The sequence below is a fragment of the Nocardioides bruguierae genome (genome assembly GCF_023656415.1).
In the GTDB taxonomy this organism is placed as follows: Bacteria; Actinomycetota; Actinomycetes; order Propionibacteriales; family Nocardioidaceae; genus Nocardioides; species Nocardioides bruguierae.
The window spans coordinates 1-24,959 of the sequence record NZ_JAMOIL010000006.1 but is presented as its reverse complement, the minus strand read 5'-3'; the positions used below and the strand labels follow the sequence as shown (position 1 = coordinate 24,959).

Annotated in this window: 35 protein-coding genes; 27 read left to right on the top strand and 8 right to left on the bottom strand. The window is 71.6% G+C overall.

The window, feature by feature from the left end:
• Positions 1 to 220: 220 nt before the first annotated feature.
• The 5 genes from M8330_RS05955 to M8330_RS05935 all read left to right on the top strand — a co-directional run bounded on the left by M8330_RS05955 (position 221) and on the right by M8330_RS05935 (position 5,701).
• Positions 221 to 1,276, top strand: a complete 1,056-nt coding sequence (locus tag M8330_RS05955; protein ID WP_250826584.1) for a Gfo/Idh/MocA family protein — start codon at positions 221 to 223, stop codon at positions 1,274 to 1,276.
• Between the two features lie 87 nt (positions 1,277 to 1,363).
• Positions 1,364 to 2,779 (top strand): alpha,alpha-trehalose-phosphate synthase (UDP-forming), encoded by a 1,416-nt coding sequence (locus tag M8330_RS05950; RefSeq protein WP_250826583.1) that lies wholly within the window; start codon positions 1,364 to 1,366, stop codon positions 2,777 to 2,779.
• Positions 2,780 to 2,797: 18 nt separating this feature from the next.
• Positions 2,798 to 4,072, top strand: coding sequence for an alpha/beta fold hydrolase (locus M8330_RS05945; RefSeq protein ID WP_250826582.1), 1,275 nt, complete (start codon positions 2,798 to 2,800; stop codon positions 4,070 to 4,072).
• A 30-nt stretch (positions 4,073 to 4,102) separates the two neighbouring features.
• Positions 4,103 to 4,807, top strand: a complete 705-nt coding sequence (locus M8330_RS05940) for a uracil-DNA glycosylase (RefSeq protein ID WP_250826581.1) — start codon at positions 4,103 to 4,105, stop codon at positions 4,805 to 4,807.
• 78 nt (positions 4,808 to 4,885) lie between these two features.
• On the top strand, positions 4,886 to 5,701 hold the full coding sequence (locus M8330_RS05935) for a dioxygenase family protein (RefSeq protein WP_250826580.1): 816 nt from the start codon (positions 4,886 to 4,888) through the stop codon (positions 5,699 to 5,701).
• 21 nt (positions 5,702 to 5,722) lie between these two features.
• On the opposite strand, the gene M8330_RS05930 is transcribed toward M8330_RS05935, so the two are convergent.
• Complete coding sequence (locus tag M8330_RS05930; RefSeq protein ID WP_250051590.1) at positions 5,723 to 6,673, bottom strand: aldo/keto reductase; 951 nt, start codon at positions 6,671 to 6,673, stop codon at positions 5,723 to 5,725.
• A 64-nt stretch (positions 6,674 to 6,737) separates the two neighbouring features.
• On the opposite strand from M8330_RS05930, the gene pdxY reads away from it, so the two are divergent.
• Positions 6,738 to 7,601, top strand: coding sequence for a pyridoxal kinase PdxY (gene pdxY / locus M8330_RS05925; protein WP_250826579.1), 864 nt, complete (start codon positions 6,738 to 6,740; stop codon positions 7,599 to 7,601).
• A 74-nt stretch (positions 7,602 to 7,675) separates the two neighbouring features.
• Here the strand turns inward: pdxY and M8330_RS05920 are convergent, their stop codons facing one another.
• Positions 7,676 to 8,374 carry a hypothetical protein gene (locus tag M8330_RS05920; RefSeq protein WP_250826578.1) on the bottom strand — a complete coding sequence of 233 codons (699 nt, stop codon included), beginning with the start codon at positions 8,372 to 8,374 and terminating at the stop codon, positions 7,676 to 7,678.
• A gap of 651 nt (positions 8,375 to 9,025) precedes the next feature.
• Between M8330_RS05920 and M8330_RS22345 the strand changes: the two genes are divergently transcribed.
• Entirely contained in the window at positions 9,026 to 10,300 is a 1,275-nt protein-coding gene (locus tag M8330_RS22345) for a tyrosine-type recombinase/integrase (protein WP_250826577.1), read from the top strand.
• Here the strand turns inward: M8330_RS22345 and M8330_RS05910 are convergent.
• From M8330_RS05910 to M8330_RS05885, 6 genes are all read right to left on the bottom strand, one after another.
• Entirely contained in the window at positions 10,280 to 10,735 is a 456-nt protein-coding gene (locus M8330_RS05910; protein ID WP_250826576.1) for an ImmA/IrrE family metallo-endopeptidase, read from the bottom strand. The genes M8330_RS22345 and M8330_RS05910 overlap by 21 nt on opposite strands.
• Positions 10,736 to 10,767: 32 nt before the next feature.
• Positions 10,768 to 11,142: a hypothetical protein gene (locus M8330_RS05905; RefSeq protein WP_250826575.1), complete on the bottom strand. Its 375-nt coding sequence runs from the start codon at positions 11,140 to 11,142 to the stop codon at positions 10,768 to 10,770.
• Complete coding sequence (locus M8330_RS05900; protein ID WP_250826574.1) at positions 11,139 to 11,555, bottom strand: hypothetical protein; 417 nt, start codon at positions 11,553 to 11,555, stop codon at positions 11,139 to 11,141. The genes M8330_RS05905 and M8330_RS05900 overlap by 4 nt, the downstream gene beginning before the upstream one ends.
• A gap of 31 nt (positions 11,556 to 11,586) precedes the next feature.
• On the bottom strand, positions 11,587 to 12,705 hold the full coding sequence (locus M8330_RS05895) for a hypothetical protein (RefSeq protein WP_250826573.1): 1,119 nt from the start codon (positions 12,703 to 12,705) through the stop codon (positions 11,587 to 11,589).
• A 106-nt stretch (positions 12,706 to 12,811) separates the two neighbouring features.
• Positions 12,812 to 13,297 carry a hypothetical protein gene (locus tag M8330_RS05890; RefSeq protein ID WP_250826572.1) on the bottom strand — a complete coding sequence of 162 codons (486 nt, stop codon included), beginning with the start codon at positions 13,295 to 13,297 and terminating at the stop codon, positions 12,812 to 12,814.
• Between the two features lie 43 nt (positions 13,298 to 13,340).
• Entirely contained in the window at positions 13,341 to 13,889 is a 549-nt protein-coding gene (locus M8330_RS05885) for a helix-turn-helix domain-containing protein (RefSeq protein WP_250826571.1), read from the bottom strand.
• 207 nt (positions 13,890 to 14,096) lie between these two features.
• Between M8330_RS05885 and M8330_RS05880 the strand changes: the two genes are divergently transcribed.
• The 20 genes from M8330_RS05880 (at position 14,097) to M8330_RS05785 (ending at position 24,876) form a co-directional block, all read left to right on the top strand.
• The gene (locus tag M8330_RS05880) at positions 14,097 to 14,396 is read left to right on the top strand and encodes a helix-turn-helix domain-containing protein (RefSeq protein ID WP_250826570.1); all 300 of its coding nucleotides are present in this window, start codon (positions 14,097 to 14,099) and stop codon (positions 14,394 to 14,396) included.
• Positions 14,396 to 15,148 (top strand): hypothetical protein, encoded by a 753-nt coding sequence (locus M8330_RS05875; protein WP_250826569.1) that lies wholly within the window; start codon positions 14,396 to 14,398, stop codon positions 15,146 to 15,148. Before M8330_RS05880 ends, M8330_RS05875 begins: the two co-directional genes overlap by 1 nt.
• The gene (locus M8330_RS05870) at positions 15,145 to 15,972 is read left to right on the top strand and encodes a hypothetical protein (RefSeq protein ID WP_250826568.1); all 828 of its coding nucleotides are present in this window, start codon (positions 15,145 to 15,147) and stop codon (positions 15,970 to 15,972) included. The genes M8330_RS05875 and M8330_RS05870 overlap by 4 nt, the downstream gene beginning before the upstream one ends.
• Positions 15,969 to 16,313, top strand: coding sequence for a hypothetical protein (locus M8330_RS05865; protein WP_250826567.1), 345 nt, complete (start codon positions 15,969 to 15,971; stop codon positions 16,311 to 16,313). The genes M8330_RS05870 and M8330_RS05865 overlap by 4 nt, the downstream gene beginning before the upstream one ends.
• Before the next feature lie 11 nt (positions 16,314 to 16,324).
• Entirely contained in the window at positions 16,325 to 16,513 is a 189-nt protein-coding gene (locus tag M8330_RS05860) for a helix-turn-helix domain-containing protein (RefSeq protein ID WP_250826566.1), read from the top strand.
• 65 nt (positions 16,514 to 16,578) lie between these two features.
• Entirely contained in the window at positions 16,579 to 17,250 is a 672-nt protein-coding gene (locus M8330_RS05855) for a hypothetical protein (protein ID WP_250826565.1), read from the top strand.
• Between the two features lie 25 nt (positions 17,251 to 17,275).
• Complete coding sequence (locus M8330_RS05850; RefSeq protein ID WP_250826564.1) at positions 17,276 to 17,470, top strand: hypothetical protein; 195 nt, start codon at positions 17,276 to 17,278, stop codon at positions 17,468 to 17,470.
• Positions 17,467 to 17,790: a hypothetical protein gene (locus tag M8330_RS05845; protein ID WP_250826563.1), complete on the top strand. Its 324-nt coding sequence runs from the start codon at positions 17,467 to 17,469 to the stop codon at positions 17,788 to 17,790. The genes M8330_RS05850 and M8330_RS05845 overlap by 4 nt, the downstream gene beginning before the upstream one ends.
• Positions 17,787 to 18,113 carry a hypothetical protein gene (locus M8330_RS05840; protein WP_250826562.1) on the top strand — a complete coding sequence of 109 codons (327 nt, stop codon included), beginning with the start codon at positions 17,787 to 17,789 and terminating at the stop codon, positions 18,111 to 18,113. The genes M8330_RS05845 and M8330_RS05840 overlap by 4 nt, the downstream gene beginning before the upstream one ends.
• A 12-nt stretch (positions 18,114 to 18,125) precedes the next feature.
• Positions 18,126 to 18,551, top strand: a complete 426-nt coding sequence (locus M8330_RS05835; protein ID WP_250826561.1) for an ASCH domain-containing protein — start codon at positions 18,126 to 18,128, stop codon at positions 18,549 to 18,551.
• Positions 18,548 to 19,447, top strand: a complete 900-nt coding sequence (locus M8330_RS05830) for a hypothetical protein (RefSeq protein ID WP_250826560.1) — start codon at positions 18,548 to 18,550, stop codon at positions 19,445 to 19,447. Before M8330_RS05835 ends, M8330_RS05830 begins: the two co-directional genes overlap by 4 nt.
• Complete coding sequence (locus M8330_RS05825; protein WP_250826559.1) at positions 19,444 to 19,881, top strand: HNH endonuclease; 438 nt, start codon at positions 19,444 to 19,446, stop codon at positions 19,879 to 19,881. Before M8330_RS05830 ends, M8330_RS05825 begins: the two co-directional genes overlap by 4 nt.
• Complete coding sequence (locus tag M8330_RS05820; RefSeq protein WP_250826558.1) at positions 19,878 to 21,122, top strand: hypothetical protein; 1,245 nt, start codon at positions 19,878 to 19,880, stop codon at positions 21,120 to 21,122. The genes M8330_RS05825 and M8330_RS05820 overlap by 4 nt, the downstream gene beginning before the upstream one ends.
• An 18-nt stretch (positions 21,123 to 21,140) precedes the next feature.
• Complete coding sequence (locus M8330_RS05815) at positions 21,141 to 21,350, top strand: hypothetical protein (RefSeq protein WP_250826557.1); 210 nt, start codon at positions 21,141 to 21,143, stop codon at positions 21,348 to 21,350.
• Positions 21,347 to 22,990 (top strand): DNA cytosine methyltransferase, encoded by a 1,644-nt coding sequence (locus tag M8330_RS05810; protein ID WP_250826556.1) that lies wholly within the window; start codon positions 21,347 to 21,349, stop codon positions 22,988 to 22,990. Before M8330_RS05815 ends, M8330_RS05810 begins: the two co-directional genes overlap by 4 nt.
• A 52-nt stretch (positions 22,991 to 23,042) precedes the next feature.
• Positions 23,043 to 23,768, top strand: coding sequence for a helix-turn-helix domain-containing protein (locus M8330_RS05805; protein WP_250826555.1), 726 nt, complete (start codon positions 23,043 to 23,045; stop codon positions 23,766 to 23,768).
• A complete protein-coding gene (locus tag M8330_RS05800; protein WP_250826554.1) occupies positions 23,765 to 23,962 on the top strand; it encodes a hypothetical protein in 198 nt (65 codons plus the stop codon). The genes M8330_RS05805 and M8330_RS05800 overlap by 4 nt, the downstream gene beginning before the upstream one ends.
• Positions 23,959 to 24,099, top strand: a complete 141-nt coding sequence (locus M8330_RS05795; protein WP_250826553.1) for a hypothetical protein — start codon at positions 23,959 to 23,961, stop codon at positions 24,097 to 24,099. Before M8330_RS05800 ends, M8330_RS05795 begins: the two co-directional genes overlap by 4 nt.
• On the top strand, positions 24,096 to 24,335 hold the full coding sequence (locus M8330_RS05790; protein WP_250826552.1) for a hypothetical protein: 240 nt from the start codon (positions 24,096 to 24,098) through the stop codon (positions 24,333 to 24,335). Before M8330_RS05795 ends, M8330_RS05790 begins: the two co-directional genes overlap by 4 nt.
• Complete coding sequence (locus tag M8330_RS05785; RefSeq protein WP_250826551.1) at positions 24,328 to 24,876, top strand: hypothetical protein; 549 nt, start codon at positions 24,328 to 24,330, stop codon at positions 24,874 to 24,876. Before M8330_RS05790 ends, M8330_RS05785 begins: the two co-directional genes overlap by 8 nt.
• The last annotated feature ends 83 nt before the right edge of the window (positions 24,877 to 24,959 follow it).

Sequence of the window (24,959 nt, the reverse complement as noted above, 5' to 3'; positions counted from 1 at the left end):
AGAGACCTGTGAAAGCCTCTCTCACCTGCACGTCCACGGTAGCGCAACCGAACTACACACCTGTGATTCCTCGGACGACGGCGTGGGGACGTGTCGCTGCGCCCACCACGGTCCCAGGCCCGCCGACGGGGCCGCAGGTCGCCCTGCGGCGAGGCCGCCCCGCACGTGAGCCGGACCGCGCCGGCACCGGCAGCGGCGGGCCGGTGGCAGGGTGTGCGTCATGGACGCCCGCACCGCACCCACCGCCACCGACCCGCTGCGCTGGGGGTTCCTGGCCACCGGCACCATCGCCCGCAACGTCGCCCGCGACCTCGCCCTCCTGCCCGAGCACCGGATCGTGGCGGTCGGCTCGCGCAGCACGGGCTCGGCCGAGGCCTTCGCCGAGGCGCACGCCCCGGGCGCCACGCCCCACGGCTCCTACGCCGACCTCGTGGCCGACCCGGAGGTCGAGGTCGTCTACGTCGCCTCCCCGCACTCGATGCACCTCGAGCACGTGCGGATGGCGCTGGAGGCCGGCAAGCACGTCCTGTGCGAGAAGCCCGTCGCGCTGCGCGAGGCCGACGCCGCCGCCATGGTCGCGCTGGCCCGCGAGAAGGACCTGTTCTTCATGGAGGCCATGTGGACGGCCTGCCACCCGGTGATCCGGGCCGTGCTCGCGGAGGTCTCCTCCGGCGCGCTGGGCACCCCGCGGCGGCTGCGCGCCGGCCTGGGCTTCGTCGTCCACGCCGGCCCCGAGAGCCGCCTCGTCGACCCCGCGCTCGGCGCCAGCGCCTGGCTCGACATGGGCATCTACCCGCTCACGCTGGCCACGCTGATGCTCGGCGAGCCCGCGTCGATGGCGGCGGTCGCCGACCTCTCCGAGGGCGGGGTCGACCTCGACATGGCCGTCTCCGGCCGGCACACCAGCGGCGCGCTGTCACTGATGTCGGCCTCCATGACGTCCTTCTGCGACGGCGGCGCCGTGCTCGAGACCGACACCGGCCGCGTCACCTTCGACGGCTACTTCCACCACCCCGAGCACGCCTGGTTCCACGAGGTCGACGTCGAGGCCTCCCACGGCGACCTGCTCGTCGAGGCCGCACCCCGCGAGATCGTGCCCGCCGAGCCGGTGCTCGGGCAGGGCTACTGCCACGAGCTGGTCGAGGTCGCCCGCTGCCTGGCCGCCGGGGCCCGCGAGAGCAGCCTGGTGCCGCACGCGCAGACCCTCACGATCATGCGGATGCTGGACGAGGTGCGCGCCCAGACGGGAGTCACCTTCCCCGACGACCCCTCCTGACGCGCCCTGACGGGCCGGGCCTCGATCCGTCGTCCGACACCCGGCCGGGCGACACGTCGGCGACACGCGTCTGACTAGGGTGGAGGCGTGTTCGACCTCGTGATCGTGGCCAACCGACTGCCCGTCGACCGGATCAAGCTGCCGGACGGGAGCAACGGCTGGCGCACGTCCCCGGGCGGCCTGGTGACCGCCATCGAGCCCGTCATGCGCAGCAACCACGGCGTGTGGATCGGCTGGCCCGGCGGCACGGACGGCGACGAGGAGCTGTTCTCCGCCGACGGCCTCGACCTCGCGCCGATGTCGATGAGCGCCGAGGAGATCGAGCTCTTCTACGAGGGCTTCTCCAACGGCTGCCTGTGGCCGCTCTACCACGACGTCGTCGTGAAGCCGGAGTTCCACCGCGAGTGGTGGGACTCCTACGTCTCGGTCAACCGCCGCTTCGCCGAGAAGGCCGCGTCGCTGGCCGCCGAGGGCGCGACGGTGTGGGTGCAGGACTACCAGCTGCAGCTGGTGCCGCAGATGCTCCGCGACCTGCGTCCCGACCTGCGCATCGGCTTCTACCTGCACATCCCGTTCCCGCCGGCCGAGCTGTTCCAGCAGCTGCCGTGGCGCCGCCAGATCCTCGAGGGCCTGCTGGGTGCCGACCTGGTCGGCTTCCAGCTGCCGGGCGCGGCCCAGAACTTCGTCCGCCTCGTGCGCCAGCGCGTGGGCCACAAGACGCACCGCGACCTCGTCTACCTGCCCGACGGCCGCACCGTCCGCGCCGCCGCCTTCCCGATCTCCATCGACGCCAAGGGCTTCGAGGACATGGCCCGCGACCCCGAGGTCGAGTCCCGGGCGGAGGAGATCCGCGAGGCGCTGGGCAGCCCGCGCACCGTCTTCCTCGGCGTCGACCGGCTCGACTACACCAAGGGGATCTTCGCCCGCCTGCGCGCCTTCTCCGAGGTGATGAAGGAGGGGCACTTCGGCGTCGAGGACGCCGTGTTCGTCCAGGTCGCGGTGCCCTCGCGCGAGCAGGTCGAGGAGTACCGCATCCTGCGCGACGAGATCGAGCGGCTGGTGGGCCGGATCAACGGCGACCTCGGCGAGATCGGGCGCCCGGCCATCCACTACCTGCACTCCTCCTACCCGCGCGCCGAGATGGCCGCGCTGTACCGGATGGCCGACATCATGGTCGTGACCCCGTACCGCGACGGCATGAACCTGGTCGCCAAGGAGTACGTCGCCACCCGCTTCGAGAACGACGGCGCGCTGGTGCTCTCGGAGTTCGCCGGCGCCGCCGAGGAGCTGCGCCAGGCCTACCTGGTGAACCCGCACGACATCAACGGCATGAAGCAGGCGCTGCGCGACGCCTACGACGCCTCCCCGAAGGAGTCGTCGAAGCGGATGAAGGCGATGCGCAAGACGGTCACCCAGAACGACGTCAAGGCGTGGGCGGACTCCTTCCTGCTCGCCCTCTCCCAGGTCGGCACCCACGAGAAGGAGCCGCGCCCGACCGCCTGACGGGTACGTTGCCGAGTCATGGACCTGCTGCCCAGCCTCGGCCAGCTCAGCACCGCGGCCACCACCCTCGGCCGGCTGGCCGTGCGCCGCGGCCTCGCGGACCTCACCCCGCAGCCCGCCACGGTGCTCCTCGGCACGGACGACGGCGGCGTGCTGGTCCGGCACGACGGCGCGAGCCCCACGGGGCCGGCCGCCGGGGGCGCCCCGGTGGTGCTGGTGGGCCCTCCCGCCGCCCCCGGCCGCGTCTACGACCTGCGCCGCGGCTGCTCGCTGGTCGAGCACCTGCTGGGCACCGGTCGCACCACGTTCCTCGTGGAGCTGCCCGAGCCGCTGGACCCCCGCGTCGACCTGCTCGAGCGGCTGCCCGCCGTGGCCGCGTGCGTCCGGGCCGCAGCGCGGGCCTCGGGCATCGGCACGGTGCACCTCCTGGGCTGGGGGCTGGGCGGTGCGCTGGGCGTGCTGGCCGCCGCGTCGCAGGACCTGCCGCTGGCCTCCCTCACCACGCTCGGCACGCCCTGGTCGCTGGACGCCGTGCCGCTCTCGGTGCCCGCGCGTCCACTGCTGGACTCCTCCGCGGGCGCCGTGCGGCTCGGCTGGCGGGTCACCACCGGGGTCGGCTCGGCCGTGCCGGGCGCCCGGGCGGCCCTCGAGAGCCGGCTGGTGGACACGGTGGTCGGCGCCCCGCTGACCGCCGCCAGCCGCCTGGACGACCCCACCTACCTGGCGCAGCTGGAGGCGGTCGAGGCGCTGCGACGCGACGCCTCGGCAAGCATCGCGCGCGCCGGGCTCGCGGAGCACGAGTACGCCGGTCGCACCTACGGCCAGGCCTACCACCGACTGCTGGGGCCGCTGGTGCGCGAGGGCGACACCACGGTCTCGCCGGCCACCGTGCGCGTGCCGACCCTGGCGGTGGCCGGTGCCACCGACGCGATCGTGTCGCCCGAGGCCGTCCGCTCGCTGGTCGACGCCCTCACCGGAGCCCCCGAGGCGCGGTGGGAGATCGTGCCCGGTGGGCACCTCGGACAGCTGACGGGGCGGGGTGCCGCGACCGGCACGTGGCCGGTCCTCGACGAGTGGTTCGCCGCGCACGACGCGGCGACGCCGCCGGCGTCCGGGCGTGCGCGGGGTCGGCGCCCGAGGGCGGCCACCACGAAGAAGGCCGCCAAGAAGACGACCACGAAGACGACCACGAAGGCGACGGCCTCCGCGTCGGCCGACCGGATCGGCTCGAACCCGACGCGGCGCTACTCCTCGTCCTCCTCCCGCGACCTGGCGCCCGGCTCCCGCGACTGAGGCCGGCGCGGCCCTCGGTAGGTTCGGCGCATGAGCGCGCTGACGGGGCTGGTGGACAAGGGCCTGATGGCCGAGGACTGGGCGCGGGCGCTGGCACCGGTGGAGCCGCAGGTGGCCGCGATGGGCCGCTTCCTGCGCGAGGAGCTGGCCGCGGGGCGGCACTACCTGCCGGCCGGGGAGAACGTGTTCCGGGCGTTCCGGGCGCCGCTGGCCGGGGTGAAGGTGCTGGTCGTGGGGCAGGACCCCTACCCCACGCCGGGGCACCCGATCGGCCTGTCGTTCGCGGTGGACCGCGACGTGTGGCCGCTGCCGCGCAGCCTGGTGAACATCTACTCCGAGCTCAAGGACGACCTGGGCGTCGAGGTGCCCCGCAACGGCGACCTGACCCCGTGGACCGAGGCCGGCGTCATGCTGCTGAACCGATGCCTCACGGTCGAGCCCGGGCAGCCGGCCTCGCACCGGCGCAAGGGCTGGGAGGCGATCACCCAGCGTGCGATCGAGGCGCTGGTCGAGCGCGGCGGGCCGCTGGCGGCGATCCTCTGGGGGCGGGACGCGCAGTCGCTGGAGCCGATGCTGGCCGGCACGCCCTGCGTGCGCTCGGCCCACCCGTCCCCGCTCTCGGCCTCGCGCGGGTTCTTCGGCTCGCGACCGTTCTCGAAGGTGAACCAGATGCTGACGGACGCCGGCGGCGAGCCCGTCGACTGGCGGCTGCCGCTGGACCACGCGGCCGGCTGAGGCACTGCTGCTCTTCGATGGCTGGACTACCTGACTCGTCAGGGATTAAAGTTGAACCATCAACGAGTTGAGGTGGACATGACTTCGCAGACGATCGACCCGCAGACCGCCCCCGAGCGCCGCATGCCGGCCCTCTTCATCGGCCACGGCGCTCCGCCGCTGCTGGACGACCCGGTGTGGAGCGCCCAGCTCAAGGCCTGGGCGCGGGACCTCCCCCGCCCCAAGGCGATCCTGATCGTGAGCGCCCACTGGGAGTCCGCGCCGCTGACCCTCTCGGCCAGCAACGTGCCGCTGATCTACGACTTCGGCGGCTTCGACCCCAAGTACTTCCGCGAGCAGTACGCGACGCCGGACGCCTCGGTGCTCGCCTACCAGGTGGCCGCGATGATGGCCGACAACGAGACGGTGCACCAGCACCGCTCGCGCGGCCTCGACCACGGCGCCTGGGTGCCCCTGAAGCTGATGTACCCCGAGGCCGACATCCCGGTGCTGCAGATGTCGCTGCCCACCCACGACCCCGAGCGGCTGCTCAAGATCGGCGAGCGGCTGCGTCCGCTGCGCGACGAGGGCGTCCTCATCGTCGGCTCCGGCTTCCTCACCCACGGCCTGCCGTTCCTGCGCGACTTCCGCATCGAGGCCAAGGCCCCGGGCTGGTCGAAGGAGTTCGACTCCTGGGCCGGCGAGGCGATGGCCCAGGGCGACGTGGACGAGCTTGCCCGGTTCAAGGACGTGGCGCCCGGCATGCCCTACGCCCACCCCACGGTCGAGCACTACTCGCCGCTGTTCGTCACCCTGGGCGCGGCCTCGGACGCCGGCACGCCCGGCGAGCAGGTCATCGGCTCGACCGGGGAGTTCTGGATGGGGCTGTCCAAGCGGTCGCTGCAGGTCGCCTGAGCCCCTCCTGCGCCGGCGGCGTCAGCCGACCGTGATCTCGTCCAGCTCGACGAGGTCGGCGGCGGTCGGCTCCCAGCGCAGCGCGGCCGCGTTGGCCCGCACCTGCTCGCCCGAGGTGGCCCCGGAGATCACCGAGGCCACGGCGGGCTGCGCGGCCAGGCCGGCGACGGCGACGTCCAGGACGCTCACGTCGCGGGCGGCGGCGAAGGCCTCGAGGGCCTCGATCCGGTCCCACGGGGCCTCGCCGAGCCAGCCGGCGCGGTCGGGCTCGGCGGCGGCGCGGCTGCCGGCGGGGGCGGCCTCGCCCCGGCGGTACTTGCCGGTGAGCAGCCCGCGCTCGAGCGGGAAGAACGGCAGCAGGCCGAGGCCGTGGTGCTCGCAGGCCGGGACGACCTCGGCCTCGACGGTGCGGTCGAGCAGCGAGTACTGGTTCTGCACCGACACGAAGGGCTCCAGCCCGCCGGAGCGGGCCGTCCACGCCGCGTCCGAGACCTGCCAGCCCGCGGCGTTGGAGATGCCGAGGTAGCCGACTTTGCCCTCGTGGACGAGGTCGGTGAGCACCGAGAGGGTCTCCTCGATCGGGGTCACCGGGTCGGGCCGGTGCAGCTGGTAGAGGTCGATGTGGTCGGTGCGCAGCCGGCGCAGGCTGGCCTCGACCGCCCGGCGCACGTAGCGCCGCGACCCGCGGACGCCGTGGTCCTCGCCGTTGGCGCCCTGCATGTCCATGCCGAACTTGGTGGCCAGCACGAAGTCGTCGCGGCGGCCCTGGAGCGCCTGGCCGAGCAGCTCCTCGGAGCCGCCGGGCGGGTTGCCGTAGATGTCGGCGGTGTCGAGCAGGGTGACGCCGACGTCGGTGGCGGCGTCGAGGATGCCGCGGACGCCGTCGAGGTCGACGCGTCGGCTGAACGCGTTGCAGCCGATGCCGACCGCGCTCACCATCAGGCCGGAGTCGCCCAGCGGGCGGTAGGTCATGTCGCTCACGTGCCGAACCTACGCCGCCCCGCTCGGGCGCCGGCTCATGCGCCAGGATGGGCGGGTGCGCATCCTGTCCGTCCAGTCCTCGGTGGCCTACGGCCACGTCGGCAACTCCGCCGCCGTCTTCCCCCTCCAGCGGCTGGGGCACGAGGTGTGGCCCGTGCTCACGGTGCACTTCTCCAACCACACCGGCTACGGCGCCTGGCGCGGTCCGGTGCTGCCGGCCGAGGACGTGGCCGAGGTGATCGCCGGCATCGAGGACCGCGGCGTCCTGGGCACGGCGGACGCGGTGCTCACCGGCTACCAGGGCAACCAGGGCGTGGGCGCGGTGATCCTCGAGACCGTCGCCAAGGTCAAGGCGCTCAACCCCGATGCCGTCTACTGCTGCGACCCGGTGATGGGCGACGTGGGCCGTGGCATGTTCGTGCTCCCGGGCATCCCCGAGTACCTGCGTGACGAGGTCGTGCCGGCCGCCGACCTGCTCACCCCCAACCACTTCGAGCTGGACTTCCTCGCCGGCGCCACCACCTGCGACGGCGTGGGCACCCGCGCCGCGCTGCTGGACGCGGTCGACGCCGTCCGGGCCCGCGGGCCCCGCACCGTCCTGGTCACCTCGGTGCTCACGCAGGAGACCGCCCCCGGCACGCTGGACGTCGTCGCGGTCGACGACTCCGGCGCCTGGCTGGTCTCGACCCCGCAGCTGCCCATCACCCCCAACGGGTGCGGCGACGTCACGGCCGCGCTGTTCCTGGCCCACTGGCACTCGACCCGCTCTGTCGCCCGCGCCGTCGAGCTCACCACTGCCGCGGTCGCGTCCGTCCTGGACGCCACCCTCGCCGCCGGCACCCGCGAGATCCAGCTCGTCGCCGCCCAGGACGCCCTCGCCTCCCCCTCCCCCGTCCCCGCGGCCACCCGCCTGCGGTAGCGGCCGATAGTGCGCGACGAAAAGCACCGGTTTTGGTCCCCAAGGCAGCCACTTCGTCGCGCACTATCGGCCACTCACGCCGCACGCCGGTAGCCCAGGAACCGCTGCTGCTGGGACGCTGTGAGCGCTCGTCGTTCCTCGACGGTGCTGGTGCTCGTCCACCCCGGCGGAGGGGTCACGGTCCACTCACGCCGAACCCCTGACCGGATCGCCCGCGCGTACGCAGCGCCCAGACGCCCAACGATCGGGCCACGCGCCGCCAGGTCTCCCGCCACGAAGGTCTCGACCTCGAGCCCGAGCGAGCGCATCCGGGCCAGGCGCGCCAGGTCGCCGGCACGCCGGCCGCGGTCCAGGTGGGAATCGCCGTCGTACTCGCCGGCCACGCCGGCATCCAGGTCCAGGAGGTCGGGCGTGGCGACGTGCCGCCCGGCGCGGTCGAAGACCGGACGGTTGGTGACCAGGCGCGCCGACGGACGGGCGTCCAGCCAACGCAGGCGGAGGCGTGTCTCCTGGGGAGACCACGAGTTCTCGTCCGAGACGAGCAGGGCCTGACGTGCCTGCTCGATGCCGGTCCAGCTCGGGTGGAGTGCACACCAGAGCACGAGGTCGTCCAGCGTGACCAGGTCCGCTGCCAGCGCCATGTCGACCAGCACGACGGCCTCGGTCAGGGTCGCGGCGTAGCGAGCCGCCCAGCCCACGGCGCGGTCCGGCGTGTGCACGGGGATGCCATCGAGGATGGTGGTCGCCCCCTCGTCCATCCGCTCACGGGTCACGCACATCCCAGGCTGGGGCCGGACGGACATCCGTGCGAGCGCCACCGGGACGTCGAGCCATGCTCCGTCCGCCGAGGTCCCGGTGAACCAGCGACCTCCACCGTGCCAGCGCAGTGCTGCCCAGCCCGTCAGGCCGGCGCCCCGTCCGGGCAGCCGTACGCCCACCTCGAGTATCCGTTGGTCCACCGTCACCGGTACCTCGGCGGGCACGTACAGCCCGTGCCCGGACCGCCGCCACCCGCGTCCCCGGGCCTGTCCGCGGGTCGGACCGTTCTTGCCGGCAGGGTCGACCGGAACGGGGGCGACCAGCCCCCGCTCGCTCCCCGGCGCTGCACCGTCCTGTGACATGCAGGAGTCATGCCCCGTGGTGGGCCGTCGTCGGTGTTCGTCCACAGGCCAGGCGGGAGCTGCCGATAGTGCGCGACGAAAAGCACCACGAACGGCCGGGAACACAGCCATTTCGTCGCGCACTATCGGCAGGGGTGGAGCCGGTGACAGGAGTCGAACCCGCGACATCCTTATTACAAGTAATTGAGGACCCTCGCTCACACAACCGAGAAACCTCCTCTGATCAGGCCCAATGCCGGCACTGTCATCTATAGTGCGCATAGAGATGGCTAACACGATGGCTTACATTTCGGGGGTCCCGCAGTGAGCAAGGAACGACGCCAGGGCTACGGCGAGGGCGGCCTCTACCAACGCTCATCCGACGGGCGCTGGATTGCCGCGCTCGAGGCCGGCTGGACCGAGGCCAGCACCCGGCGCCGCATCACCGTGAGCGGACCCGGGTGCCTCCCCGCCTGCCCCGCCCGCTGCTCCCACCGCGCTGCGATCGCCCGGAAGGTCCGCGACAAGAAGGCCGAGATCGCTAAGGCTGCCGCCGCCCGGTCCATCAAGATCAACCGGAAGACCGTGAAGTCCTGGGCCGACGAGTGGCTGGAGATGCGCGAGAGGACCAAGCGCCCGAAGACCTACGAGTCGAACGTGCGAGCCGTGCGGAAGTGGATCGTGCCCACGATCGGCACCAAGCGCCTAGTCGACCTCAGCCCGCGAGACCTTCGCGCCGTGGAGACCAAGGTCGCGAGGACCGCCGGACGCCCGTCGGCGGTCCTCGCGCGGCGCATCCTGATCAAGATGCTGCGAGACAGCCTCACCGAGGGCTACGACGTGCCCCACACCGTCTTCAACGCCGCGGCGAACGCCGGCGCACCGCCGCCCAGCGACCGGACCGCCCTGCAGCTCGACCAGGCAGTCGCCGTACTCGAGCAAGCCGCCGACCTGCCGCACGGCACCCGCTACCTCGTCTCCTTTCTGCAGGGCCTGCGCCAGGGCGAAGCGCTCGGCCTGACGTGGGACGCCATCGACTTCGACACGAACATCATCACCGTCGAGTGGCAGCTGCAGCCCCTCCCCTACCGGGACAAGAAGGACCGCAAGGCCGGCTTCCGCGTTCCCGATGACTACGAAGTCCGACACCTGCAGGGACGGTTCCACCTGGTACGACCCAAGAGCCGCAGGGGCTACCGCGTCATCCCGATGGTCGCCACCATGCGCGACGCACTCCTGACCTACCGCGACACCGCACCCACCAACCCACACGGTCTGGTGTGGGCCAGGGCAGACGGCTGGCCCATCGACAAGGCCGAAGACGCCGAGGAGTTCCGTCGCCTCCAGAAGGCCGCCGACGTCGCGCACCCGAGCGGCCGCCCCTACGTCGGCCACGAGATGCGCAACACCGCGGCGCAGATCCTCAAGGAGCTCGGCGTCGACGACGTCACCATCACCGCGATCCTCGGACACTCCTCGTACGTCACCAGCCGCGGCTACATGACCTCGCGCCTCGCCGAGAAGCGTCGCGCTATCGAGAGCGCGGCCGCGCTGCTCGCCGGTGGGCCGTCGTCCGGCTCAGAGCAGGATCGTGTCTAGCTGCTGGTCGAGCCAGGCGCGCTCGCGCGGCGCCAGCGTGGAGAGCCGGGCACCGAGGAGCGCGTCGTCGACCCACAGGTCGTGGGCCGCCTTGTCGTGGTCGGCCTGGTGCCACGCGAGGGCGTGACCGATGCGACGGACCGACGGCAGCAGGAGCCGCGCAGCCTGGCGCTCGACCAGCGTCTCCTCGCGGAGTCGCTGGCAGACGCTCGCCGCACCACGCAGGACGTGACCGGTCTCGTGCGCGATCGTCGAGCGGCGCTCGGCCTGGTCGAGGCCGTTGGCCATGAGGATGCGCTTCTCGCGATGCAGAGTCAGGCCCCACACCCCGGGCTCAAGGTCGTCGGTCCAGTCGATCCGCCAGTCGGCGAGCTGCCCGATGGCCCGCCACGGGTGGTGGCCACGGTGGTCACGGCAGCGGCGTCGGTCAAGCATGCACTGACCGTACGGCTGCCCACCGACACTGGTCAGGGGGAGACGCTGTCTAGGTAGTCAGCGATGAGTAGAGCCTCCCCGGCGCCCAACCTGCGCGCGAAGACCTGATCGACGCACCCCTGCTCCACCGCCGCCGCGTGCACCCGCACCAGGAACGAGTCGGGTGCCCCCACGACGACCACCGTCCGGGCGTGGAGATCTCCGACGAGAACCTCGACAAGTCGTCTTGCTGCCGTCCTGGAGCCATCACGTAGTTCCCGCGCCAGCACCTCGGCCACACGAACCCCGCTGCCTGGGTTCACCCGAGACCGAACTGCCTCAGCGAGGAGCGAATCCACCCTGGCCGACCCACCGACCAGTCGAGGAAGGTGAACAGCCAGATCCACCCCCGGGCTGCCTTCGGTCATCGAATCAACTTGGCCATCTTCAAGAACCGCGGCACCAGCGCGATGACGTGGCACAGCAGGTGAATCAGCAGGAACGCGTCGATCGCGGAGACGAGCGGAGGAACGTCGGACCCCCAGAAAATGATGGTGACCACCAGGGCCGCGGTGGCGGCCATGCCGGCCATGACCGCTTCGATGAGGTGGTTCAGCATCCCGTCCAGCATGCTCAGCTTCTCCGCGTGCAGGGCGATGTCTGGGTCCCTCCGCGCGTCGATGTTCCGACTCCACAGCGTGGTCGTCATGGAGAACGTGAGGCCGGTGAGGATCGAGGTAGCGGTCAGGAGCGGTGCGGCTGCGACTAACTGGACCTCGAGCGCAAGCACAAGTCCGCAGACGATGCCGGCAGGCCCCAGCAGCCAGACGAAGTCACGCACGCTGGCTGACGAAGCAACGCGGCCCGCACGCTCACGAAGCGTCGGCGCCGGGGGCGTCGGCTTGCGCTCCAGTTGTATCGACATCCCAGAGCACCTCCCAAGGCTTCTGTCCTGAATACTGCCACGGGCCCGGCGTCCACTGAAGGGAGTCGGCGTGGTGCTGACCCAGGCCATTCTTCGCGAAGAAGTCCGCCTTGACGAGTCTTCTCACGGCTTGGATCACATCCTCGTCGGAGGGCCGTGACGCCGGTTCATCGACACCGTCGATGATGGCCCATGTCATGGTCACCCGGGAGTCCTGTTCGATGTTCACGGTCGGCGACTGTCCCGAATCGAGCTCAAGCTGAACCGCAACGCTCCACGGCTGCTCCATCAGCGCTGCGGCTCCCTCTTCCGGGGTCTCGTACTCGCCGGCGAGCACCGGCGTGACCTCCTGGAGGAAGATCTCCTTCAGCGGCTTCTGTTCCTTCGTCGCGCGGGCTCGCAACGGCTTGATCCCGAACCGTGCCCCACGCTCGGCCGGCCGCACGTGCAGCTCGAACTTCGCACCCTTGTCCGAGACAGACAGCTTCCCATCGCTCGTCGTCGCACGGCTGAAGATGTACTGCTTCACTGGCCGGTTCTCCAGCACTGTGTCCCACAGTTGCTCGTCACCTGCGGGGTTGATCGTGAGGACCAGATCTGGGTGCCTGCGCGTCCACACCTTGGTCATGAGCTCGCGGAGGTCAGTGACCACTCCATCGCCGGCGATCCGCTCGGCAAGCAGGATCGCCCAGTGCGCGTTGGCGGCGTACGCCAAGAAGTGCCGGTGCTCGATCAGCTCCACATCATCGAACGCCCTGGACAGGGGCGCTGACCCGTCGCGCTTCAAGGTGCGACTCTCGATCCCTGATCGACCTGGCGAGGCCACGAAGTTCAAGGTCCGTCCCGACTGACCGACCGAGACCACCTGAATCCGCTGAGGCCTGACCCCGGCCTTGGTCTGGGGCTTCCGGTACAACTTCCCCACGTGCGCGGACAGCAGCCCGGCCAGCTCCGTCGCGAGGTCCAGACCCGCCTTCGGCTGCAGGTCATCGAGAGGCCGACTCTCGTTCGGCTTGCCGCGCACATGCACACGGACGAGGTACGGGGCTAGTTGGTAGCTGGTCATCAGCGCGGCTCCATGTCATCTGGGTCATCTGCGGGCGGCTCGCCGGCCGCGTCCTGCTGGTCTCGCATACGGGTGACCGAGCCGGGACCTCCTGCCCAACTGCCGGTCATGCGTCAGGCCCGCAGATAGCGATGCGCTGACCATCGGAAGCCAGGACCCGGACGGTCGTCAGCGCTGGGTAGTCCAAGAAGATGGTCGAGTACGCGCCGCAGATCGGCGCCGCGGCAGCTTCAGCGTCGCCATCGGGGTAGATGCTCGTCTCGACGTTGAGCAGCCCGAGGCTCGACTGGACTTCGATGCCAGTGACCAGGTCCCACCAGTCCGAGGTAGCGATGGCGTTCTGCCGCTCCCATCGGCGCACGCGCCCTGGCCAGTCGACGTCCACGGTGGTCGACTCCGCGGTGGCGGTCGTGATGGTCGCGGGGGTCGCCGCAGGGGACCCGACAGAGTCGTCGCCGTCCGAAGGATTGACGATCTCACCGACCACCACGATCAGAATGATCAAGCTGAAGAGCGTGCCGAAGACAGCGAAGACCCACGTGTTGATCCTGCGGCGGCGGGCGGCTTGCTCGGGAGTTAGGGCCGGGGACACGCGGGGAGCCTAGCCATCCAGTCAGGACATCGTTGCGTTTCGCTCATCGCGGCTCGAAGTCGTCCGCGTCATCCGCAGGGGGCTCGCCTGCCGCGTCCTGCCGGTCACGAGCTTGCTTGACCGCACCCTCACCGCGCGCCGTGCGAGCTGCTCGGGTTACCAGTCGCGCGCCCGGCGGCGCCGGCCGCCGCCGATCATCCAGGTCGTCCAGGTCTCCGTCATCCGGGAGGTCGTACTCGTCGATGCCTTCGGTGGGGCGATCCACACTGGGCACCCGTACAAGGTTTCTGGTGGCGGCGGGATGCTCTGCATTGCCCATCACTTCCTCTCGAGTCTTCGCGAGCGATTCGCCCCGGTAGCCGTGGTCCTCCAGTACCGCGTTGAGGACCAGCTCGTAGGGGACTCTCATCTCGCGCGCCAGCCTCACGACCACGATCGGGGGCGGCATGTTGCGGGCGTACTTGTACTCCGTCAGCGACGACGAGCTCACCCCGAGCACCTTGGCCAGGTCGCGCTGTGACGGCGGCCGGTATCTGAAGGTGTCGAGCCAGTCCTGGATCACGGCCCAGAGGTGGCCCGGCTTGTCGGTCATGGAAGCAGCGTCCTCACGTCGCTCGACTTCGGCAAACGTCCCGGACACTCAATCCGCGGGGGACGTGGACACGAAGAGGAAGGAAATTCCACGCGTGAAATTACCTCTCACCTGCGTGGTTGTCTCGTCCATCGCTTGACGGCACGGACACCCAGCGAGCAGAATGCTCGTATTCTCTGGACACCTCGGCCATGAAAGGCTTACCTTGTGACCACCGCGAAGATCCTGGAGTTCTGGATGGAAGTGAAGGACCTGTCGCTCCTCAAGGAGCTGATGGAGACCAAGAACGTGAGCGCTCGCCGCCTGAGTGTCGAGGCTGGATGGCGGTCGCACACGTACATGCAGCGTCTGCTTCGAGGTGAAGAGACGACCCTGAAGGCGGAGCCGGCAGCCCGAATCGCACACTTCCTGGAGGTCCCCTTCGGCCTCCTTTTCGTAGCGCGATCGTCCGGATTTTCTGGCCAGATCGCTCCGTCTTCACGGACAGATAGAAGGAAGGTGGGCTGATGAGCCTCATCCCTGTCGACCCGAGCAGCGAGGCCAGTGTCACCACGCTCCTTGAGCGCGCTGCCTCGTGGCTCTCGACCGCCGTGGAGCGGTCCGACATCACCGACATCGTCATGGTCAAGGCGCAGATCGCCACTGCGGCCGAGGCCACCAAGCAGCTCGGCCTCAGCCAGGAGATCCAGCAGGACGCCCAGGAGATGGTGCGCCGCGCCGAGTACGCCCTGGCGAAGTCGATCCGCAAGGGGCAGGCCGAGGGGACGATCCGACGACAGGACGACGGCGCATCCAGCCAGAGGCTTTCGCAACGCGAAAGCCTCGGGCGCCTGACTGACTTTGGGACCTACGGCGAGATGTACGGACGGGACGGGAAGTCCGGCTTTCTCTCGACGGCAGACGCTGCCCCCGAGGCCGATCAGTTCGACGCAGCCATCGACGCCGCCAAGGCCGAGGGAAACCTCTCCCGCGCCAACGTCGCCCGGAAGGCGCGCGAGGCGTCGGCGGAGCCGGCTTCGTCAGGTCCCGAGCGTGCGGCGTCGAACGGTGCTCGCCGTCGTCCGCTTCCGGATTCCTTCTGGACCGCGGTCTACGACGCGGAGAAGAAGCTCCAGTCCCTCCGCAGGCTCACCGAGGACGACCGGTGGCCCCAAAACGCGCAGAAGGTCGCGGAGACACATCGCCACGACCTTCTGCGGATCAACGACCTGTTGCACCAGGTCATCAACTCACTACCTGAGACAGAGGTTACCCCATGAACAAGCCCCAGCAGCAGCTCTTCGACGGCCCTCGTTCGGGCCGCCGCACCTTCGCCCCTGAGGAGGCGGCCAGCATCCTGGCCGACCGGAACCTCGGGAACCGCAACCGGTCCGCGTCGGTCGTGGCCCGGTACGCCCGCGACATGGCCGCCGGGAACTGGCAGCTCAACGGCGACGCCATCCGCTTCGACGTCGACGGGCGGCTTATCGACGGGCAGCACCGTCTCCAGGCGTGCGTGGAGTCCGGTGTCCCGCTGACTTCCTTCGTCGTGTGGAACCTGCCCCGCGAGGCGCAGGCCACGATGGACGACGGCCGCAAGCGGACCATGGCCAACACCCTCCAGTTCGCCGGCCACGACGTGCACGCCAAGACCGTCTCCAGCATCCTGCGCCGCGCCCTCATCCTCGACTGGACCGACGGCGCCCGCACGAAGGGCGGCACGGCACCCAGCAAGGCCGAGATGAGCGCCTACTACGACGCCCACCCGCTGGTCGGAGCCGCCGCGGTCGCCGCGGACCTGACCCGCGCGAACGTCCGCTGCGCCGCCTCCACGCTGGGCCTGGCCTACCTGATCTTCGCGCGCATCGACCCCGCCCAGGCCGAGGAGTTCTTCGTCAAGCTCCGCACCGGCGCCGGCCTCGAGGAGGGCGACCCGATCCTCGTTCTCCGCAACCGGCTCACACGCGAGGGCTCGACCCGACTCGCGACCGAGTCCGACGAGACCCTCGCCTGGTTCATCCTCGCCTGGAACGCCAAGCGCGCCGGCCGACGCATCAAGATTCTCCGCCACAAGACCGGCGACCGGTTCCCGGTGGCGGCATGAGGAGCCCACATGACCTCGCCATCGCTGCGGCACAGGTCCGTTCTGACGAGGCCCGCTCACGCACGGCCGGTGGACGGATCGCGCACCTGACGGCTGACCCGGACGGCCTGGACCAGTACAGCCCGGCCCGTGGCTACCAGCAGAAGCCTGAGCCCACCCGCAGCGAGGAGTTCGCGGCCTACCTCATCTTCTCCGCGCTCAACGACATGGTCGAAGACCTGACCGGCCGTGAGCACGACCCCGACTACTACCTCGACCCCGCCACCGTGGTGCTCCTCCGCGACAACGTCCAAGAGCTCCTCGAATCGGTCGGCCGCGCGAAGCGGGTGATGGTCCAGTGACCGTCCGGAAGATGGCCTACAGCCTGGCCGAGGCCGCCGAGGCCACCGGCATGAGCGCGTCGTTCCTCCGCGGCGAGATCCACAACGGCCGCCTGGCCTCGAAGCGTCTCGGATCGACCGCTGACGGTGAGCCCGCCGGCAAGTACCTCATCGAGGTCGCGTCCCTCGAGGCCTACATCCGCGCCCTGCTCGACGCGTGACCGCGCGCCCACCGCGTCCTCGCGGCCCACCATCCCTGCCCTTCGCTCGAGACCTGGGAGACCCCATGGACCCAGCACCAGGCGTCCGCATCGTCGCCGCCCTCCGCGCCGGCGCCCTCCTCGGTCACCGGCCCGGTGGAGTCGTGCACGTCGTCACCGGAGCCACCACCGCCACGGGCCAGTGGGCCACCGCTTCGTCGCGGCCGGCGTGCGGCGTGCGCACGCGGCGCCTGGCCGTCGTCCCGTCGACCAGCCCCATCGACCTCCGCGGCGCGCGGTTCTGCCGCCGCTGCACCCGCCACCTGCCGCCCGTCCTCGGCCGCACCAGCACGGCGCTCACGAGCCGCGACCAGATCGCGGCCGCCTACGCCGACCTCACCATCGACGACCTCCGCCAGGCCCTCGCCTGGGCCCGAGACGTCGACGACGCCCACGGCGTCGGCTACCTCGCGCTCCTCATCCACGGCCCCGCACCCGTGCGCCGGCCCACCACCGCGGCACTGACGCCGCGGTGGGACCTCGAGCAGGCGCTGCGGACCCGGCTCGACCGGCTCCGCCTCGCCGCGCTCACCCCAGAGGAACGCCTCCAGCTCGCCGACGACCAGCGCCGCCAGACCGAGGACGCCGCCCGCATCCAGGCCGCCCACGCCCGCGGCTACCGCATGGACCGCATCACCGACCGCCGGAACCGAGGCCAGTACGTCCCGACCTGGGACCGCGACCTCATCCGCACCTGACCACCCGTTCACGAAGGGAGACACCGTGAGCTCGACCAAGAACCGCCGGATGCGAGCCACCACCTGGGGGCTGCTGCTCCTGTGGGGCATCCGCACCCCGAACACCCGCGTCCTGGTGCGCCGCCGCCCGCCGGCCACCGTCCGTCCCGACGAGGTCCTCGTCCCGCTGATCCGACTGCCCTACCTCCACGAGAGCCCACGGCTGGAGTCGGTCCGATGAGCGAGCGCGCCGTGTGGGTCCTGATCGAGGTCTGCCTCGGTACCGCCGTCGTCCTGTCCGGCTGGTCGGCGTGGCAGATCATCCTCGGGCGCCGCGCCGACCGCGCCGCCGACCAGGCCGCCGCGGGCGAGGCCCTGTGCACCCGCCACGCCAACGAGGAGACGAAGCGCCGCCTCGTCGACTCCCTCGACGACGACGACCTGGCCGCGTTCAACGAGGGCCGCACCTCGCTGATCCTGCCCGCCCTTCCGCTGGTCGAGGAGGTCCACTTCCAGTTCTGGGAGCGCGAGCTGCAGGACGCAGACGGGCCGGCGGCGTGATCGGCGGGCCGGTCGGGTCCCCGCGCCGCTCCTGGGAGTGGTGCCGCGTCCCCGGCTGCGACCAGCGCATCCGGTGGGCCCGGGTCAACGACCGGCCCCGCGCGTTCGAGTGGGAGGACCGGCCGCCGTTCACCCCCGAGGCCGGAGACGCCCTCGTCCTCGTCAACGGGCAGGCGTTCACGCCCCGCGAGGCCATCGAGCACTACCAGGTCCGCCTCGAGATCACCGAGGCCGCGGCCCGCGAGCTCGTCTCCGGCTACCCCTTCCACCGCCTCCACCAGCACACCCGCGACGAGATCGCCGCGATCACCAGCAGCAACTAGGGAGACCACCACGTGAAGGCGCTCAGCGTCCGCCAACCATGGGCATGGGCCATCCTCCGGGCCGGCAAGAACATCGAGAACCGCACCCGCTCCACGAGCCACCGCGGGCTCCTGCTCATCCACGCCTCCAGGAGCATGGCCGCCACGGCCGAGCACCAGCAGATCGAGCAGCTCGCCCACCCGCTCCGCATCCCACCATTCGGCCGACCAGCCGAGGACACCGCGCTGAAGTTCGGCGCGATCATCGGCGCCGTCAACCTCGACCGCGTCCACACCTGCGACGGGTCCTGCTCGCCCTGGGCGTGGCCGGACGCCACCCACTGGGTCGTGTCGAACCCGATCGTCCTGACCGAGCACATCGACGTCCCCGGCCGCCTCGGCGTCTGGGACGTCCCCGTGGACATCGCGGACCGCGTCCGGGCGGCGATGCCGCGATGACGTGGTTCCGAGTCGACGACCAGCTGCCGGACAACCGCAAGGCCCGCCGCGTCCGCCGATCCCACCCCGACAAGACCCGCGACTCCAGCCCCTTCGGGCTGTGGGCCCTCGCCGGCGCCTGGGCGGGACGACAGCGCAACGGCGGGTTCGTGCCCGCCGAGGTCCTCGAGGAGTGGGACGACGACGCCAACGCCTTGGCCGCCCGACTCGTCGACGCCGGCCTCTGGCGCCCCGACGAGGTCGACGACGAGCCCGGCTTCCGCTTCCACGACTGGACCGACCTCAACCCCGGCAGCGAGACGACCCCCGACTACTCCGACGCCGGAGCACAGGGCAACCACATGCGGTGGCACGTCCGCGAGGGGAAGGTCTCCAAGACCTGCCGGTTCTGCAACGACGACGACGACGCCGAGTCGCCCCGAGTCGCCCCCGAGTCGCCCCCGATGGATCGCCCCGAGTCGCCCGCGATTCGCGACCCCGAGTCGCCCCGGCCCGACCCGACCCGACCCGACCCGACCGCGGCGGCCCGCGCGGCGACGCCGCCGCAGCCTGTGGACAACGACGTCGCGATCGACATCCTCGCCAGCAAGCTCCGCCGCTACACCGCGCTCACGGGCATCCGGACCGACAAGCTCAAGCCCCACCAGGCCACCGCGATCTGTGACCTCATCGCCATCCACGGGGACCAGAAGCTCGTCGACGTCGCCGTCCGCACTCTCCGCCGCGACGACCCGCCCCAGACCATCCAGGCGTTCCTCGCCGGCTGGGAGTCCATCCCCCACCCCGGCGCACCCTCTCTCGCGCTCGTCACCGACACCCCATGCCCCGCCCCGGGCCACACCGGGTCCACCCGCTTCTGCGTCCAGTGCGCAGCCGAGTCGAAGGCAGCACGATGACCCTCCGCCGCACCCGACCAACCCGACGCACCAGCCGCTCCACCGGCCCCACCCTCGAGACCCGCCACCTCGTCATCGCCCGCTGCGCCGGCCGCTGCGAGCGCTGCGGCCGCGGCCTCCGCATCGGCGACACCTGGACCGGCGACCACTCCATCCACCACCGCCGACCCCGCGGCATGGGCGGCACCACCGACCCCACCGCGAACACCCCGGCCAACCTCCTCCTGCTCTGCGGATCGGGCACCACCGGCTGCCACGGCTGGGTCGAAGCGAACCGCGGCGAGGCGACCCGCCTCGGATGGCTCGTCCCCCGCGGCGTCGACCCCGCCACCGTCGGCGTCGCCGACATCTGGGCCGCCCGGGACATCCACGACCTCGTCTGGCTCAGCCACGACGGCTTCTACACCCCCACCCCGCCCGGAGAGCGCCCGTGAACCAGCACCCGGACCCCATCAAGGTCGCCCGCGACCTCACCGAGATCATCAACCTCGCCGACGGCCTCCACGACCAGGCCGTCAACGACGCCCGCGCACAGGTCGACGGCCGGTCACTGCCCGGCGGCCGCGCGATGATCAACCTCGCTCCGGTCGCCGACCCCGACACGTGGCAGCGGCGCGTCGAGCTCCACGAGGAGTGGCGCCTCCCCGGCCCGTCGCCCGCGATCGACGAGGACGCCGACGACGACGCAGCCGTGCCCGCGCTCCAGGTGCTGCGCTGGTGGTCGAACCAGTACAGGTGGGCCCTCGACGCCGTCTGGGACCACATCCCGACCATCCGCACCGAGGCGTCGTTCCTACGGCACCAGCTCGACTGGATCACCACCCACGACACCGGCCGCTGGCCCCACCTCGCCGACGACGTCCGCGGCGTCCGGGTCCACATGGAGAACCTGCTCCGCGCCGGCCACCGCGACGACCGCACCCGCGTCGAGTGCGACCGACCAACATGCCCAACCCACCCGCGGCTCGTCCGCGCCTACGCACCCCGCTTCATCGACACATGGGCCTGCCCGCTGTGCACCGCCACCGCCCCGGCCCTACGCACCTGCGACACCTGCCACCGCCAGACCAACCCGGGCCCGGACGACCAGCCCTGCACCGCCGCGACCCGCCGCCAGACCACCACCGCCACCGAGTGCGGCGGCCGCCTTCGCACCGGTCACGCGCTGGCCTGCCCGCGGCCATGCCCGTCCGCGCTGCCCCTCGAGCCCGTCTGGCGCTCCAGACCCGAGGACGACCGTTGGAAGTGCCCCGCCTGCAAGCACCGGTTCGACGACGACGACTTCCAACGAGCCCACGCCGCGCAGCTGCGCCGCGAAGAGGCCGAGAAGTACGTCGCCCTCCCGGACGCCCGCTCCACCCTCGCCTCGCTCGGCCGCCCCGTCCGCACCATCGCGAAGTGGCTCGGCCCGCAGCTCGAGCACGTCGCCGACCACTGCACCGAGTGCGACGCGACCTGGCCGCCCGGCGAGTTCCCCGCCTGCCCCGCCGACATCTTCGAGCCGGCCACCCACGAGCTCGTCCGCTGCGGCGGAGAACTCCGCGCCGCGTTCGCCGGCGACCCCGAGGCCGTCATCGACGGCTACTGCGAGCTGAAGACCCGCCGGGTCTGGGTCTGGTGGCCCGACGTCTGGCGCCTCCACCTCGCCACACCGACCCGCCGCCGCACCAGCTGAACACCCAGGAGACCACCCATGGCCATCACCACCGACGCCGAGGCCCACGCGGCCCTCGTCATCGTCGACACCCTGACCCGGGAGGCGTCCCACGACGCCGAGACCGTCCGCGGCGCCGTGCGCGCCATCGACGACGCCGCCAGCACCCAGCTCGGCGCACCCGTGCACCGCGACGTCTACGCCCTCGACGCCGCCATCGTCGCCGCCCAGCAGGCGGCTAGCCGATGACCCTCACCGTCACCGACCTGTTCTGCGGTGGAGGTGGGTCCTCGACCGGCGCGATGCAGATCCCCGGCATCGAGATCCGCATGGCCGCCAACCACTGGCAGCTCGCCGTCGACGTCCACAACCAGAACCACCCCGACGCCGACCACGCCGCCGTCGACCTCCACGAGGAAGACCCCCGCTACTTCCCCCGCACCGACATCCTCTGGGCCTCCCCCGAGTGCACGAAGTGGTCCCAGGCGTCCGGCGGGAAGTACACCTCCGTCTCCGTCGAAGCCGACCTGCTGTCCCTCCTCGACCCCGACCTCGTCGACGAGGACCCCGAGACCGCCGTCGTCCAGCGGTCCCGGCTGCTGATGTTCGACGTCCTCCGGTTCGCCGAGCACCACCGCTACGCCGCGATGGTCATCGAGAACGTCGTCGACATCGCCACCAACCCGAAGTACTGCGAGGCATGGGCCCTGTGGAAGAAGGGCCTGCGGAACCTCGGCTACGAGTACCGCGTCGTGTCGCTCAACAGCATGCACGCCCAGGCGCACGGCGACCCCGCACCCCAGTCCCGCGACCGGCTCTACATCGTCTGCTGGCTCGCCGGGAACACCGCCCCCGACATCGACCGCGTCCTGCGGCCCCTCGCCTGGTGCACCAGCTGCGAGACCGTCGCCGACGCCCAGCAGTCGTGGAAGAACGGCCGCACCGTCGGGAAGTACCGCTCCCAGTACGTCTACGTCCATGCCGCCTGCGGCACCGTCGTCGAGCCCGGCTACCTCCCCGCCGCGGCCGCGATCGACTGGACGCTGACCGGCACCCGCATCGGCGACCGGCCCCGGCCCCTGGCCGAGAAGACCCGCCGCCGCATCGCCGCCGGCATCGCCCGCTACTGGTCCCCGTTCCACATGGAGTCCGGCGGCAACCAGTACGACGCCGCCGACCCCAAGCACCCCGCGTTCGGCCGCCCCGACGCCTACTACCGCGCCTGGTCCACCGACGACGTGCTCCGCACCCTCCACACGATGGAGTCCAAGGCGCTCATCGTGCCGCTCGAGGGCCGCGCCGGCGACCGCGTCGCCTCCACCGATCGGCCGCTGCGCACCCAGACCAGCCGCCACCTCGACGCGCTCGTGCAGCCGGTGCCGTTCATCGCCGAGCTCCGTGGCGGCGGGTCCACCGCCCGCCCGGTCGACCAGCCCGCCGCGACGTTCACCGCCTCCGGGAACCACCACGGCCTCGTCCTCCCCTACTACGGCGCCACGAAGACCGCCCGCCCCGCCACCGAGCCCCTCGGCACCCTCACCACCGTCGACCGGTACGCCCTCATCCAGCGGCACAACAGCAGCAAGGGCGACGGCGCCGAGATGCTCACCCCCGCCACCGAGCCCTACCGGACCCTCACCACCACCGGCCACCAGTCGCTCATCACCCCCGGCGACATCACCGCCGCCGAAGCCCAGGTCGACGACTGCCTCTTCCGGATGCTCGAGCCCACCGAGGTCGCCGCCGGCATGGCGTTCCCCGCCGACTACCACTGGCACGGCACCCGCCGCGAGCGCGTGAAGCTCGCCGGCAACGCCGTCACGCCCCCAGCCGCACGGGACCTCATCGCCGCCGTCGCCGCCTCCCTCGGAGCGGACATCGCCGCATGACCCAGCCCAGCACCAACCCCGGCCTGCCCACCCACCACCAGGGAGCCTGACCATGCCCACCACCCCGATGCTCCGAGACCCCGCCGGTCGAGTCCTCGGCCTCGACTTCGACGCGCTCGCCCCGCTCTGCACGCTCTGCCACCGCCGCTCCGGCACGGTCGACACCGAGACCGGGATCTGCGGACCCTGCGCCAGCCCGATCGCGCCGAACGCCACCACCGGCCCGAAGCAGGCGCCCGCCCGGCGCCGCGAGCCATCAGCCCGGACGCCGAAGAAGTCGCTGCCCCGCGGCGAGCGAGACGCCGAGGTCATCCGCCGCTACCAGGCCGGCGAGACGGTCCCGACCATCGCCACGGCGATGCAGCACACCCCTGCGACCATCCGGCGCGTCCTCCGTGCCAGCGGAGTCGAGCTGGTCGACGGCCGCACCCGCCGTGCGCAGAACAAGCCCAGCGCGTCCCGCGACCCCGAGATCGCCGCCCAGGTCCGCCGCCTCTACGAGCAGGGACACACACAGAAGCAGGTCGCCGACGAGGTCGGCCTCAGCGAGCCCACCGTCCTGAAGATCATGCGGCTCCACGACATCCCGCGCCGCCCCACCGCGCCGCCCGACAACACCAAGATCACCGACGCCCAGCGCCAGGAGATCGCCACCCGGTACGCGGCAGGCGAGAGCGCCGGCCGGATCGCCCCGGACTACGGCATCACCGCCCCGACCGTCTACGACGCCCTGCGCCGCCTCGGAGTCCCCACCCGCAGCAAGGGAGCCCGGTCGTGACCGCCCCGCGCGCCGTCATGGCCAGCATCAGCGACGCCCAGATCGACCTCGAGGACGCCCGCAACGTCCTCCTCCAGCGCGTCGCCGCCGCACGATCCGCCGGGGCGGCCTGGGCCGCCATCGGCGACGAACTGGGAGTCACCCGCCAGTCCGCGCACGAGCGGTTCGCACGCCAGGTCCGGGAACTCGAGTGACCGGCCTGACCCGGCCCTGGCGGCTCACCTGCACCCGCTGCGGCGGCCACGCGCTGCTGACGACCGCCGAGGCCGTCGGTGCCTGGTACCGCACCCACGCCACCACCTGCCCCCGCACGAACGGAGACCACCGATGACCCTCAACCCCATCGCCGCCCACCGCCGGCGCATCACCGAGCGCTGCCAGGTCGCCTACAGCCAGGCCATGGCCGACGCCTCCCAGGCGCTCCGCGACCGCATCCCGCTCGAGCACGGCACGCCCGGCGCCGCCCACCGCCGCCGTGCGCTCCAGGAGGCCGCCGAGCAGCTGAGCGCGGAGGCCAAGGCACCACGTCAGTCGTCCACGACCGACCAGGAGGCCGACCGTGGCTGACGAGAGCCGCCGAACCGCCGTGCGCGAGGCCACCAAAAGTCCGTGTCAGGCATGTCCGTGGCTCACCGCCAACCAGGGCAAGCACACTCCCGACGGGTGGTACACCAAGGCAAACCTGCGTCGCCTGTGGGCCGGGCTGCGTACCGGCGAGGCGCCCGGCATGACCTGTCACCCCACGGACCCCGACAACCCCGTCTCCGAGGCGGGGATCGCCGCCGGGCTCAAGGCGGCCCCCGAGGGTGCCGTGACCCGTGAGTGCGCTGGGTCGATCATCCTCCAGCAGCGCGAGGTCGATCTGTTCCAGCGCGTCGATGGCGACTTCGCCACCTACCGGAGCGGACGCCCCGGCGCGATGACCCGCGTGGCCCTGTTCGGCTTCGCCATGCGGATGGCGGTTCAGGTGCCCGGCGACATACGAGTGCGAAGGGACCACGACCTGAACACCCCGGTTGGAGTGCCCGACCAGGTGCCGTGGGAGCCGCCCGAGAACCGCGCTGTCCGTCCCGAGCCGTCGTCCACCTCAGGGGAGGTCTCGTCATGAAGCTCGCGATCGCTGACCCCCCGTACCCGCCTCACCGCGCCACCCGCCGCGACCGGCCTGGCGGCCCCGAGCGTCTGATCGTG